This is a genomic window from Bartonella sp. MU37NMGALS (assembly GCF_042194015.1).
GTDB classification, from domain to species: domain Bacteria; phylum Pseudomonadota; class Alphaproteobacteria; order Rhizobiales; family Rhizobiaceae; genus Bartonella; species Bartonella grahamii.
This window is the reverse complement of record NZ_JBHIML010000003.1, coordinates 116,587-132,046: the sequence shown is the minus strand read 5'-3', so window position 1 is coordinate 132,046 and position 15,460 is coordinate 116,587. Positions and strand designations below refer to the sequence as shown.

The window sequence follows — 15,460 nt, the reverse complement described above, 5'->3', positions numbered from 1 at the left end:
TTAAATTTTCCAACCTGAATGCAGTGCTGCAATCGCACCGGTGAGATTACGGTACGATACCCGCGAAAATCCCGCATGCTTGATCATATGGGCAAAATCATCTTGCTTAGGAAATTTGCGGATAGATTCAACCAAATAACGATAAGCATCACCATCATTTGCAATAAATTGACCCAGCTTAGGGATAGCATGGAAAGACCAAAGATCATAAATTTTATCGAGCCAAGGCATCTCGACATTTGAAAATTCTAAACATAAAAAACGTCCACCGGGCTTTAAAACACGAAAAGCTTCTCTAAGAGCTTGATCAATATGAGGAACATTGCGAATTCCAAAAGCAATAGTGTAAGCGTCAAAGCTTTGATCTTCAAAAGGTAGATTTTCTGCATTGGCTTCAACAAAATCAATCAGAGGAGCAAGACCATTTTTTTGTGCGCGTTTTTTGCCAACGTTGAGCATTGAGCCATTAATATCAAGCACTGTAGCATGGGCTTTTTGGCGTGAAGCATTAAGAATACGAAAAGCAATATCACCTGTACCGCCAGCGACATCAAGAACTTTCCAATGAGAAAGTGCTGGTGGGGAAAGCCAAGAAATCATGGAATTTTTCCACACACGGTGTAGCCCTAAGGATAAGATATCATTCATCTTGTCATAATTTTCAGCAACAGAATGAAACACACCATCCACCATGGATTGTTTTTGTGTTTCATCTACTCTTGTAAAACCAAAAGAGTGCTCCATGCCACCCTTGGCTCCTACACGTTCTGTTTCAACTGCCATGTGTTGACCTTCCTTATTTTTCTTTTATCGTAAATGAAATAAAGAGGGAATGTTCAAATACGAAAAAACAACGTATAAAACTGCGACATTTACACAGCTAAAAACAGAAGAGTACCTTTAGATATCAAGATTGGCAACGCTTAAGGCATTGTCTTGAATAAAAATACGTCTAGGTTCAACTTCATCACCCATGAGACGAGAAAAGAGTGAATCTGCATCGGTTGCATCATTAATTTTTACTTGTAAAAGAGAACGTGCATTAGGATCAAGCGTTGTTTCCCAAAGCTGTTCAGCATTCATTTCCCCAAGGCCTTTATAACGTTGAAGAGTAACACCTTTTTTACCATTTGTAAAAATGCTTTCTAAAAGGCTCATAGGACCAAAAATACGCTCTGTTTTATCTTTGCGACGTAAAAGAACAGGAAGATGATATATGTCGATAAAATTTTGGGAAATGCGATCAATTTGGCGTGCGTCAGTTGAATTTATAAGTCCCACATCAAGCGTAACAACATCTTTAACACCACGCAAAATACGCTCAAAACATAAGTTTCCATCTGCTGTATATTGTCCACTCCAACCTTGTTCCATATCATCAGCTATCAGATTAAGGCGGTGTGCTATAGTATCTGCTATTTTTTGCGCTTTTTCTTGTGTTGCAAAGACTTCAAGATTAAAAGCGCCAACAATTGCTGCTTGTTCAACAATATTACGGTCATAACGGGTATGAAGACCATCTAAAAGTTGACGTAATATACGAGCATCTTTAGCGAGTTGATACAAATCAGCCCCTGCACGAACTTCTCCCGTTGAAAGCTCAAGCGTTGTTTCTTCTAATCCAGTATCGATCAAGAATTCTTCAAATGCTGCTTCATTTTTAATATATTGGGAAGATTTTCCACGCGATACTTTATAAAGAGGAGGCTGAGCAATATAAAGATGTCCACGTTCAATCAACTCGGGCATCTGTCTAAAAAAGAAAGTAAGCAGCAAAGTTCGAATATGGGCTCCATCAACGTCCGCATCTGTCATGATAATAATCTTATGATAACGTAACTTATCCGGTGAAAATTCATCTTTACCGATAGACGTTCCAAGAGCTGTAATAAGTGTTCCAATCATATCAGATGAAAGCATGCGGTCGAAACGCGCTCGTTCAACATTGAGAATTTTACCACGAAGGGGTAAAATTGCTTGATTTTGACGTGAGCGCCCACTTTTTGCTGAACCGCCAGCCGAATCCCCCTCGACAATAAAGATTTCTGATTTTGCAGGATCACGTTCTTGGCAATCGGCAAGCTTTCCTGGCAGAGAAGTGATATCAAGCGCCCCTTTTCGTCTTGTGAGCTCACGTGCTTTACGTGCTGCTTCACGTGCTGTTGCAGCTTCTACCACTTTACTAATAAGAAGTTTTGCTTCATGAGGATGTTCTTCCAGCCACACTGAAAGACCTTCATTGACCAAACTTTCAACAATAGGGCGCACTTCAGAAGAGACTAACTTATCCTTTGTTTGTGAAGAAAATTTTGGATCAGGAACTTTGACAGAAAGAATAGCTGTTAATCCTTCACGGCAGTCATCACCGGTTAAGTTCACTTTTTCTTTTTTAGCAATACCTGAAGATTCAGCATAGCCATTAATTTGACGCGTAAGGGCACTTCTAAAACCTATCAAATGAGTTCCACCGTCACGCTGAGGAATATTATTGGTAAAACACAAGACTTTCTCATGATAAGAATCATTCCACCATAGGGCAACATCAACGCTCATACCATCCTTTTCACTTGCAATGTAAATAGGATTATCAAGCAGGGCTTTTTTTGATTGATCAATATATTTGACAAACTCCGTTAATCCACCTTCATAATGTAATTCAACTGATTTAGTATCAGCATGACGCTCGTCAACAAGGAGAATATAAACCCCAGAATTTAGAAAGGCCAATTCCCGTAAACGGCGCTCCAAAGTTTCAAAATCAAACTCAACCATAGTAAAAGTTTCAGAACTTGGTAAAAATCTGATTTCTGTTCCACTTTCTTTATCGCAATCGCCAATAATTTTTAATGGAGCATCAGCCACTCCGTGGGTAAATGATATTTCATGAATTTTACCATTCCGTCTGATTTGCAATTTAAGCCAAACGGATAATGCATTCACAACTGAGACGCCAACACCGTGTAATCCACCTGAAACTTTATAAGAATTTTGATCAAACTTTCCGCCGGCATGAAGCTGTGTCATAATAACTTCAGCTGCAGAAACACCCTCTGTTGGGTGGATATCTGTTGGAATCCCACGTCCATTATCACGAACAGAACAAGAACCATCAGCATGGAGTGTGACGTTTACAAGAGTAGCATGACCAGCTAAAGCTTCATCGATAGCATTGTCTACAACTTCATAGACCATATGGTGTAAACCTGATCCATCATCAGTATCACCAATATACATACCAGGACGTTTGCGTACAGCATCAAGACCTTTGAGGACTTTGATAGAAGAAGCGCCATAATCATCACTTTGTGCCGCTGAGGTTATTTCATCACTCATAAGTTAGTCCATTCCTGTGTTCAATTTACAATATTCTATCTGCTTTTTTAAAGCTTAATGTTCTGATCAGTTATTTATGGAATAACCACATTAAACATTTACCGTATATCAGAACTAGATTCAATATCTGTCGATATATAATGAAGAGAATGATGAAATGAGATTGTACTGTTATGTCGTAAAACTCCGTCATTTAGGGCGGTGATATAAGGAAAGTAAGCACTACCTTGATACATTAAGTATTTTTAAAGTGCGTGGTGAATATTCGGAGCAGGGTTTATTTGTATAATCTTTAGTTAAATGAAGCGCATGAGTGGATAGCCCCGAGGAATTAGTCGAGAGAAGCAGGATTGTCTAGACGTCAACGCTAATAGGAATCCTTTTCCTTTGAGAGTGGGGATGAGGTCAATTAAGCTTTACAATAATGATGCTATTTATTTTGTTTATTTTTGCATATGCGTGATGTTTCAAAATTAGTTATACATTTTTGTGTTAAACTAACAAAGGTCTTACTTGTTTTATCCATAAATCAATTTTCAATTCTAATGCTGCCGTATATTTAAAACAAAGGTTACGAGCTCTCTAAGCAGCTCAAATTTTTGTATATTAGATTGAGGCGAAAATATTGGGTATATTAGACTGTGTATATTAGTTTATGTTATCTTTAAAATGTGGAAAATATAAAGGCGTAAATGTAAAAGCACGTTTCCACTATCGTTCTTTTATTCAGTTTTACAACTTTTAAAAACGTTTACGGCGATGTTTTTAAAGAATGGGGGTGATGACGCATTGTCTTACGCTTTTGTTTTTCTCATTTCTGTAATGGAGGTTACGTCCCTTATTTAAAACAAAGCCCCATTGCACTGTTATTCACGCGCTTTTTTAAGAAACATCTCTCAATGTTCCTAAACTCATTTTACAACGATGTTTGAATAGTATAACGCAAAATACCCTGTGAATACTACAAGATTCATGTCCCTCATTTTGCCCATATTGACAATAAGGCACAAACCAGCATCATCATTTTATTTTCCGGTTCTTAAATGTTGATGCAACCTTAATGTTGAGAAAACCCTCGGCATTTGAAGGGTATTTTTACTCTTTTCTTTAATAGTGTCTATATACTCCCTCTGGTTGTGATACGCAAGAAAATGGTTTTGATAAAATGGAGTGTGCCACTAAAGTATGTACAGCTTATTTCTTATATTTAAAAAATCAAATCGCCTTTCTCTCAAATTACTTTTTATAAATAGCAAGAATTTTATTTATTAAACGCCAGATATTTTGGTGAAGTGCGTTAGATAATAATTGAGAAGGGTTGCATCTTAGCTTTAAAAATGGGGGAGAGATTTTGAAAATAAAAAAATCTATATATATAAAACATCTTCAATTGCGTTTATGGTACTTTTTATTCAATAATCCATACAATATTTTTATTCGTATTTTATTTGTAGCAGGGGGGGTTCTATTTTCCTCTTACGGAGAAGCTGAAAGGTTGCCTTCTTTTTTTGATTCGCATGAACATTTGGTACAACCTGATACGACGGATATTCTTCGTTTGCGTTTTGTAACAACTTTTGATTTTCCTCCTTTTAATTTCCTTGATCAAACGGGGCATCTTGCAGGTTATAATATCGATTTATTGCGCGCTATTTGCTCAAAATTAAAATTAGAGAAGCTTTGTGAAGTAGAAGTAATTCCTTGGAAAGAGCTTGTAGAATATGTTAAAAATGGTGGTGCAGAAGTCATTATTGCGGGTTTAAAAGAAACAAGTAAAACCCAGCAAGATCTTGTTTTTACAAAGTCATATTTGCGCTTTCCAGCGCGATTTGTTGCTTCTCGACTTTTAGATCTCGATGAGCCAATAAGCGATAAATTGGTGCATTTAACCAGTGGTGTTTTGTCTAAAAGTATTCACGAAAAGCTCTTTCATCATTATTTTCCTAAAGCAAAATGGCAAGAATTTAAAAAGAGAGAAGAGCTCTATAAAGCATTACAGGAGCGTAAAATTGACCTTATTTTTGATGATGGATTTGCTTTATCGTTATGGTTCAAAAAACAAAAATCTGTTGATTGCTGTCATTTTGTTGGGGGGGCATATATGGCGCCACAGTTATTGGGACAAGGAATGCAGCTTGCTGTTGGAAAAAAGAATGAAAAATTGGTTGATATACTCAATTATGCGCTGAAATCTCTAGAAGAGGATGGTAAACTTACAGAACTTTATTTGCGGTATTTTCCAATAAGTTTTTATTGATGAATAGTTTTTTAATTAAGAGCTGTTAATCTTTCTGTGCCTAGTCGATAGGAAATAGCTTCTGCGAGATGATAGCGTGAAAGATTATCTGATTCGTCAAGATCAGCAATTGTGCGTGCAACTTTGAGAATGCGATGATAAGCGCGTGCAGAGAGGTGCATTTTTTCACTCACATCTCGTAAGAGTGTGGTCGCACTTTTATCAGGAATGGCAATCTGTTCTATAATTTTGGCAGGGCAATCGCCATTGGTGCGAATATGATCAAACCCCATTGTTGCAAAACGTTTAGCTTGAATGGTACGGCATCGTGCGACGCGTTTGGCAACATCGCAGCTTTTTTCTGATTGTTCTGGTTGCATAAGGTCCATAGCTGTCAAAGCAGGGACATCAATCCGTAAATCAATTCGGTCAAGCAGAGGACCAGAAATACGGGACTGATAATCGATTTGGCAGCGTATTCCTTTAGCGCAAACATGGTCTTTTTCGCCTGCCATACCACAACGGCAAGGATTCATTGCGGCAATGAGTTGGAAGCGAGCAGGATAGCTAATATGGTGATTAGCGCGGGCGATAACCGATTCCCCACTTTCTAAGGGTTGACGAAGAGAATCAAGAACCTGCGGAGAAAATTCAGGCAATTCATCAAGAAATAACACACCATTATGGGCAAGGGAGACCTCTCCCGGTCGTCCTTTAAGTCCCCCACCAATCATTGCGGCCATGGAAGCAGAATGATGTGGGGAACGAAAGGGGCAATGAAGTGAAATGGTATTATGAACCGCTTCTCCTGTAATAGAAGCAATCAGAGAGACATCTAAAAGCTCACGGCTATCAAGAGGTGGCAAAATGGAAGGTAAGCGTTGCGCTAACATAGATTTCCCAGCACCAGGAGGTCCTACAAACAAGAGGTTATGGCGTCCAGCAGCACAAACTTCTAAGGCACGTTTGGCTGTTTTCTGTCCTTTGATTTCGCAAAGATCTGGAAGTTCAGTTTCGATAGTATATTGGCGCGGTTGTGGACGTTTTTGAATTTGGGTTCCTTTGAAATGGTTGACTATAGTGAGCAGAGTCTCTGGGGCAAGAATATTTATTTCTGCATTTGCCCAAGCAGCTTCAGGTCCACATTGGAAAGGACAAATCAGTCCTTTATCGAGTGATAAAGCTGTCATGGCAGCTGGTAAAACACCATTAACAGCGGTAAGTGAACCATCCAGTGATAATTCTCCTAAAATGATATAGTCTTGTGCTACTTCGGGAGGGAGGATTCCCATAGCAAGCATTAAGCCTACGGCGATTGGCAAATCATAATGCGAGCCCTCTTTAGGCAAATCAGCTGGTGCAAGATTAATCGTAATCCGTTTAGTAGGCATAGAAAGTCCACAAGCGTGGAGGGCTGCTTGTACACGTTCACGGCTTTCTGCAACTGCTTTATCAGCTAATCCAACAATAGCCATTCCTATTTTACCAGATGAAATCATAACCTGTACATCCACAGGGACTGCTTCTAGACCGCGAAAAGCGACAGTTGTAACACGTGCGATCATTTGTTTATTTTCCCCTTTAGACTTTGTAGAGACAATCATATCTATGCATAAAAATCAAGAAGCATCTCTATGGTTTTTTTTATAGAGAGATCTATATACGTAGGTAGTTTTTTAGCGTTCTCATGGAAAGTCATTTGTACAAATTTAACCATGATAGTATGGAACGCAATAAAACGTTTATAATAAGCTAAATAAATATGTTAAGGAAAAAGAATGAGGCTGTTCGTGTTATGCAACAGTGCAGAATTTTATGAAAATATAAGGGGAGGGTGACGTTATGTATCGCAGAATGTTATTTGATGTGATAAAACGTGTAAAATGTGCAAAGTAATTATATTTACCTTTCCCATTTTTATATTATTTAAAGTGTAGTAGATGCAAAGTGTATTATAAGGTATCTGATTTTATGGTATACCAGGCAAGAATTTTGTTAAAATCAGGGACTGTGCGCTGTGTATTTATAGGCTTGTGTTTCGCTTTTGCTTTTCCACAGCCACTTGCTGCATTTGATTTTTTCGGCATACCTTTTTTTGGTCAAAAGAAAACAAATTCTCCTTCAAATTATGCCAAAAGTACAGAGAGATTTTATAAAGTTGATGTTGTTGCTCCGCCAGGCGCGCCATTAGAAGGTATAAAAATAGTTAAATCTGTTTCTTCTCTTGTTGCTGATAAAGAGAAAGCATCCGCCAGTTCTTCTGGTTTGCTAGCCAAGGCGCGTTCAGATTATCGAGCAATTCTTTCTGCTCTTTACGCTGATGGACGCTACGGTGGTGTTATTAGTATTAAAATTAATGGCTTAGAAGTCGCTGATTTAAGTCCGGTAACTCAACTTCCAGCACAATCCAATATTGTTATTACAATTAATGCCGGTCCACAATATGTTTTTAGTATTGCAGATATTGATAAAGTAGCTCCGTTTGAAAAACGTAAAGCGCATAAAATGCCCACAATTGAAGAATTGGGCTATAAAGTTGGGGCTATTGCTAAATCTGAAACCATTTTGAAAGCAGAAAAATGGGCGATAGAAGGATGGCGTCAACAAGGTTATGCCAAAGCTAAAATTATGAAAAGTGAGGTCGTGGCTGATCATGCTGCGTTGCGTGTTGAAGGACGGATTGTTGTTGATCTTGGACAAAAGGCTCATTATGGTCCTTTAAGTGTGCGTAATATAAGTAATAAACCACGTGTAGATTCAGCTTATATCGCATGGATGACCGGATTGAAGCAAGGTCAGAAATACGATTCCGATGCGTTAGCGAAGGCAAATGAACGTCTTGCGCGCCTTGGTGTTTTTCGCGCTATCAATATACGTGAGGCTGATACCATTAATCTAGATGGCAGTTTACCGCTTTCACTTGTTGTACAAGAACGTAAACCGCGTCGTTTTGGTGTAGGCGGTAGCTATTCAACATTAGATGGTGCTGGTTTTGAAGCTTATTGGATGCATAACAATCTTTTTGGTCATGCAGAGGTTCTTAAAATTGAAACAAAAATAAGTGGTGTTGGTAGCAATAAAAAGCAATCGTATAATTTTAAAAATTTTGATTATCTTTTCGGTGGTACGTTTATAAAGCCTGGTGTACTCACGCCAGATACAGATCTCAGATCAGAATTAAAAATACAACAAGATGTTCTAGAAAATTATACGACAAAGGCCATCAAAGGAAGATTAGGAATTACACATATTTTCAATGGTAATCTATCGGGACAGGCTGCTGTAGAAGTTTCAAATGGTTATTCACGTGATATTTATTTTGGGAGCCGTAATTTTACAACAATAGGTTTCCCTAGCGGTTTGATTTACGATAGTCGTAATAATAAGCTTAATGCAACAAAAGGTTTATATGGTGAAGTTTTCATTGAGCCTTTTTATGAGATGCGTTTTAGCAACTTTGTTGCAAAAGTAACAGCAGAAGGTCGTTCTTATTGGGCGTTGGATGAAGGGAATCGTTTTGTTTTTGCTACGCGGGCAAAGCTTGGTACAATTCTTGGGAATGATACAGCACAAATCCCCGCGAATACGCTTTTTTTTGCTGGTGGTGGGGGCTCTGTTCGTGGTTATGCTTACCGTAATATTGGTATCAAAACAGAAAATGATGCGGTTGTTGGTGGACGGGCAGTTGTTGAGGGATCGGCAGAATTGCGTGTTTCTTTAAATGATAAAATAGGGTTTGTCGGTTTTCTTGATGGAGGTGCCGTAGGGGAAAAGGCAAATTTTGATTTTTCTCAAAAAATTAAATGGGGAGCCGGTATAGGAGGTCGTTATATGACGGGTCTTGGTCCTTTACGCGTTGATTTAGCCTTTCCTTTAAAGAGAGAGAAGGGTGATCCTCGCATTGGTTTTTATGTGGGTATAGGGCAAGCATTTTAATGAAAAAAGGTGTACATTTATCAGCTTTCTTCTTGGTATTTTTGTTTTTTTTGGTGGGTGGTTTTGTTTTTGCGCAAAGAGGAGATACTCTTCCCTCTAGCGAAATGAAAACAGATGATCGCTCATGGTTTGTTTCTTTAATTGAACGAAAGCTTTCAACGCCCAATCGTCAAGTTCGTTTACATAATATACAAGGGACACTGTCTTCTCAAACATCAATTGATGCTATTACTGTCAGTGATAAAAAAGGGGTTTGGCTTAAAATTACCAATGCTAAAATGGATTGGAATCGTCTAGCGTTGCTGAGAGGGCGGATGGACATTAACCAGCTTTCGGCAGAACAGGTTACATTTTTACGAAAACCGCAAGGCAATTCTTCTTTTGTTTCTTCCCTTGGGACGGGCAAGTTCTCTTTACCAAAATTGCCGCTTGCTCTTTCTATCAATACGCTTATAGCTCAACATGTGACATTTGAACAGAATCTTTTTGGTTTTTCTGCTGATATGTCATTAAAAGGTAATCTCACTTTGGCTAGTGGTAATTTTGATGTCGATATAGCGGCGCATCGTTTAGATGCACCAGGTTCTTTTTCTGTTGTCACCAAGATATCTGATAGTAATCGTACAGCTCAAATTGATATTTCTGCTAACGAACCACAAAATGGTATTTTGGCGAATATTTTTAACATTGAACAACGTCCAGCATTAAATCTCGTCGTGAAAGGTGATGGTACTTTTGATGATTTGGTTATCAAACTTTCTTTAGAGTCCGATCATCATTCTATTTTAGATGGTAATGTTATTCTTGCAAGTGTTCCAGAAGGACACAGTTTTTCTACGAAACTAGAGGGAACACTGAGCCCTTTAATACCTTCTCAATATCGTAGTCTCTTCGAATCTGATATAACATTAAAAGCAAAGACAAGAAGAACAAAAGAAGGTGTGACACACCTTGATCAGATGGTTATTCAGAGCAAAGCAATGAATGTTATAGCCAATGCTGAAATAACCGCTGATGGATTTTTGCGGCGGCTTTTTGTTGATGGTAAAATGGCTCTTGATAACGAACAGGAGTCTATTCATTTACCTGTATCGGAAGTATCAAAACCTGCGAATACTCTTGCTTTGAACATTGACTATGGTCGCGAAGGGCAACAATCTTGGAATGGGCGGTTGGTTGTAGGTCATTTAAGCAATAAAAATATTTATATTCGCGATGCAATTTTTGATATGGGAGGAGTAAGCGAAAATCTTGATAATGCAGCTTCTCGTCATGTTGGTGTTCAGGTTAAAGGAACGCTTCAAGGGGTTAAAAAAATTAAGGGAGCGTTAGTAGAAAATTTAAGCCAAGCGGTTCATGTGCATTTAGATACGGATATTGTTTCGAATAAACCAATTTTGATTCATGATCTGAGTGTTACGGCTCAGGGTTTTTCTTCTTGGTTAAAAGGGACAATGGAGGGTTTTGTTTTTAAAGGCGATCTCGGTTTAAAAGCTCAAACATTAACTCCTTTGGAAGTGTTCAGTAAACAATCACTTTCTGGTAGTGCAGATATTAAAGCCAAAGGAACGATCAATTTATTGAGTGGCATTTTTGATCTCCAATTATCAGGAATGGCTGACGATATGAAAATAGGCGTGCAGTCTTTTGATCGTTTATTCAAAGGAAATATCACTCTTTCAGGTGGTGCTACTCGAAATACGAAGGGTTTCATTTTTCGTCATTTTAATTTGAAAAATCAATATACAAACATAAAGGCTAATGGTTATTTTTCAGATGAAAGCGCTAAAATGGATCTATCTGCTGAAATATCTGATTTGTCCAAATTAGATCCAAAGATAAGCGGTGCGCTTACGATTGAAAGTACGGCGAGAGGGCGCAATAGCCATATAAAACTAAATACACGTGCTCATATTGCTGAAGCATTAATCGTAGGGAAGAAACTTCAAAACACAACATTTAACATAGATGCACTTATAGATAATACAGCACCAGTTACTGCTTTAACGGGGGTGGTAAAAGGTGAAGGGATTTTTGCTAAGAAACCTTTGCATTTATCGGCCTCTTTTAAAGATTCTCATAAAATTCGAAAACTTGAAAATATCGATATTAGAGGGGGAAGTGCAAAAATAACGGGTGCTCTTTCTCAACAACTTGGGGGGTTTTTGAAAGGAGCGTTGCATATTGATGCCGATGATATTTCCGTACTTTCAGCGTTATTTTTGCAGGATGGTAGTGGAAAAGTAAAAGGAGATTTTATTTTTGATGAACAAAATGGCAGACAAAAAACCAATGTGAAGGCGCATGTTAGCCATTTGAATTTTTCCAAGAATAAAATAAAAAAATTGGCAATAGATGCTGACATATTCGATCCTTTTGGCATGACACAGTTTGAAGGAGTTATCAATGCAGAACATATTCAAACACCTTTGGTAATGGTCAATCGTTTAAATGCTCACGCCGATAGAAATAATGGACAAACGGTTTTTACTGTCCAAGCGATGTTGCATGATACTCTCAATGCACAGCTTTCTGGTCGTTTAATGGTTGAGGAACTTCCAGACAGTATAAAACGAGAAGTGCAAATTGAAACTGTGGATCTAAAACAACACATTTTTCATGCAACATTGCTGAAACCATCCATAATTGCTTTTGATAAAGATGGAATGACAATCAATGAATTAGGAATTGCAATAAATGGAGGCAACATCATCTTAGCAGGGAATATTCAAGATACCCTGAATTTGCAACTTACAATGAATGCGCTTCCTGCTACTTTAGTCAATCTGTGGAAAGCCGATCTTGGAGCAGCAGGGAGTGTAACAGGGCATGTTATGATTCGTGGTCATTTAAAAAAACCTGATATAACGTACGATATAAAAGGTGAGGGACTGACAACCGTTGCTTTTCAAGATAAAAAAATTATGCCTTTTTCTCTTTCTGCTACGGGAAACACTGTAGATCAAAATCTTACTTTAAATGCAAATTTAACAGGAGAAGGAGTACAAGCAGAAGCTCAGGGGCATGTATCTCTAGAGAAAAATACGCTTGATCTTCATATTAATTTGCAAAATTTATCTGCACGTTTGGCGAATGGTTTTATTGCAGGACAAGCGCTTGATGGGACACTGATAGGCAAAATTGATATTGGTGGAATAATGAAGGATCCATCTGCTCATTTTGAGCTTTCTAGTCAAAATTTAACCGCTATGACGCATAAAGGACCAATGTCAATCAATATAAATGCTCGTGGTTCTTATAAAAAATCGACATTTCATATTGAAAATATGATAGCTACTGGAGATAAAGGATTAGATCTTTCCGTCCATGGGCCTGTATCTCTTAATCGTTCAGAGGCAAAATTAAACGTTAAAGGGATAATGCCTCTTGATTTTGTTAATCTCTTATTAGCTAAGCGTGGTGCACATATAACGGGTACAGCAAGAATTGATACAGTTCTTAATGGAACGTTATCAAAGCCACAATTGATAGGAAATATTTCTATAGGCGACGGTAGCTTTTTTGATTCACAAACAAATGTAGGATTGAATAATATAACGCTTGAAGGCAAATTGAATGGTGATCATATCCTTATAGAGAAAGCTTCAGCTTCTTCGTTTGAGGGGGGGAGAATTTCTGCTTCAGGTCGTATCTCTAATGGTCTAGAGACAGATTTGATATTTCATCTTGATAATGCCAATTATAATGATGGTTCTATGATTCTGGCAACATTGTCAGGTGAGATGACAATGAAAGGTCATTTTTTAAATGATCTTGTTGTTGGTGGTGATATCATCGTTGAAAAAGCTGAAGTTTTTGTTCCTGATCATTTTAAAAGTGCTAAGTTTCTTGATATTAGAAATAAGAATTTAACTAAATCGATTCAAACAACACTTGAACGTGCTGATGTTAAGAAAACGAACAAAAGCAAAAGCCGTATAGTTACACAAGAATCTTCATCTGTCGTGTTATCAAATATGAGTATTACAGCACGCAATCAATTTTTTGTACGCGGAAAAGGCTTAGATGCTGAACTTGGAGGACGCATTAATCTAGCAGGCCCATTGAATGATGTGCATCCAGTTGGTGAATTTAGAATGATTCGTGGACGTTTTGATATTCTTTCGCAACGTCTTAATTTTGATCAAGGGCAAGCGAGTTTTAGCGGTAATCTTAATCCTACGGTTTATTTTGTAACCAACAATAACAGTGGTGATATTCGCGTCACTGTAACGGTAAGTGGGACGATTGATAATCTTGATATTAATTTTTCTTCACAACCGAATTTGCCTCAGGATGAGATTTTGGCGCGTTTGATTTTTAATCGCTCTCTTAATGAATTATCACCATTTCAGATTGCTCAACTTGCAGCAGCAGCGGCTGATCTTGCAGGTGCTTCTAATACATCTTTGTTGAATACTTTACGAACTAAAATTGGGCTTGATGATCTTGATGTTATCGTTAATGAGAAGGGTAATACAGGCTTACGTATTGGACGCTACATACACAATAATATTTATTTGGGCTTTGAAGCAGGGTCCGATGGAACGACGAAAGGAACAATTAATTTAGATATTTCGCGTCATCTCAAAGCTAAAGGTGCCATAGGAAATGAACAAAATTCTAGTATTGGTCTCTTTTATGAAAGAGACTATTAAAGATTGAATTTAAAGAACAAATTCTTCGTTTTTTGTCTCTCATTTCTAAATCTGAGGAAGGAGACATAGACTAGAAATCCTATAAAAGAAGAAGCTTTTTAAGGCGTGAAGAGGTATATTTGAAATATTCGATTTTTGTTTATGCTATTCTCTAAAGGGGCAAAATCTTCACGAAAGATAGTATGTTATTTGCTGTTATATATTTATTTTAGAGAAACACTTTACCTTGTTCTCAAACCTATCTCGTGCTGTTGCTTGAAAAGTACAATGTGTGCAATATATTGATTTATAAAGATAATTTATCTTTATTCAACTTGAATGAGAACTTTGAAGATCGTAAGATTTTCTCATTGCGAATCTCTCTTATGTTGAATCAATCAAAACCATTAGCCTTGTATGTTACAAGCTGGGAATCTTGTGTGGATAAAACTATTGAGAAATGATTAAAAATGCCTCTTATGAACCATCTCGAGAGCTAAGGGCTGTCGCAACATTAGGGATTGGCAAAATAGTGTGAATGGTGCTGGCTTTTGTTACTCCATAAGCATAAAGATAGGGGGAGTAAGGGGGTTCTCGTTATACAATTCACGGACGTTATCACGAAATAGGCTTGGGGAAGACTTTGAGAGAGGTCTTTTTAAACAAAAACACCTGAATTTGCAACACAATGGCATTTTGTTTTTACGTGAAGGGCGTGATTCCATTAAAGAACGCGATAAACAAAAGCGTAAGGCAAGCGGAGAATTCTAAGATCTCGATTTTATTGTCAAACGCATTTAAAGCAATATTTTTTAATAATAAACATTACCTATTATTTTAGATTTTTATTTATTATGTTTTTGAATGAGATCGCTTTCCTTATAACAAATAACCCCCAAATGTAACACTATTGTGTTGAAAATTCATTTGCTTGTTTTAAAGAAACATTTCTGAGTGTTGCACTTGAGCCTATTTCATAAGATTGCTTATGAAATGGTATAAAGCATCTCTTATGAATGGTATAAAATCCATACTACCATTATTAATAAAGGTATAAGTATTTATTAAGGATATAAGTCGGCATTATCATTCTATTTTCCAGCTTCTCATGTTGCCGACAATCTTTTCACTTGAAAATGTAGAGGTATTTTTATTGCTTATCGTAAGAGTTTTTATGCATACACCAATATCTCTTATAACACGCAACAAGTGCGTTTGATTAATTCATCATAAATATAAAGAAAATTTACAATAAGGAAATTACATCTTATCTTTTATTTAAGATGTAAAGTAATAAATTATGATTATAAATCAAAGT

At 37.3% G+C, this 15,460-nt stretch carries 6 protein-coding genes; 3 read left to right on the top strand and 3 right to left on the bottom strand.

Annotated features, from left to right (window positions below; translation table 11 throughout):
• Together ubiE and gyrB are read right to left on the bottom strand one after the other, a co-directional pair.
• Window positions 1-783 (bottom strand): bifunctional demethylmenaquinone methyltransferase/2-methoxy-6-polyprenyl-1,4-benzoquinol methylase UbiE, encoded by a 783-nt coding sequence (gene ubiE / locus ACFIJP_RS03095; protein ID WP_375625487.1) that lies wholly within the window; start codon window positions 781-783, stop codon window positions 1-3.
• A gap of 117 nt (window positions 784-900) precedes the next feature.
• Entirely contained in the window at window positions 901-3,333 is a 2,433-nt protein-coding gene (gene gyrB, locus ACFIJP_RS03090; protein WP_375625486.1) for a DNA topoisomerase (ATP-hydrolyzing) subunit B, read from the bottom strand.
• A 1,351-nt stretch (window positions 3,334-4,684) separates the two neighbouring features.
• Between gyrB and ACFIJP_RS03085 the strand changes: the two genes are divergently transcribed.
• Entirely contained in the window at window positions 4,685-5,590 is a 906-nt protein-coding gene (locus ACFIJP_RS03085; protein ID WP_375625485.1) for a transporter substrate-binding domain-containing protein, read from the top strand.
• Between the two features lie 11 nt (window positions 5,591-5,601).
• Here ACFIJP_RS03085 and ACFIJP_RS03080 read toward each other — a convergent pair whose 3' ends face one another.
• Complete coding sequence (locus ACFIJP_RS03080; protein WP_273722401.1) at window positions 5,602-7,134, bottom strand: YifB family Mg chelatase-like AAA ATPase; 1,533 nt, start codon at window positions 7,132-7,134, stop codon at window positions 5,602-5,604.
• Between the two features lie 406 nt (window positions 7,135-7,540).
• On the opposite strand from ACFIJP_RS03080, the gene ACFIJP_RS03075 reads away from it, so the two are divergent.
• A complete protein-coding gene (locus ACFIJP_RS03075; RefSeq protein WP_273722402.1) occupies window positions 7,541-9,505 on the top strand; it encodes an autotransporter assembly complex family protein in 1,965 nt (654 codons plus the stop codon).
• Window positions 9,505-14,163, top strand: a complete 4,659-nt coding sequence (locus ACFIJP_RS03070) for a translocation/assembly module TamB domain-containing protein (RefSeq protein ID WP_375625484.1) — start codon at window positions 9,505-9,507, stop codon at window positions 14,161-14,163. The genes ACFIJP_RS03075 and ACFIJP_RS03070 overlap by 1 nt, the downstream gene beginning before the upstream one ends.
• Window positions 14,164-15,460: the final 1,297 nt, after the last annotated feature.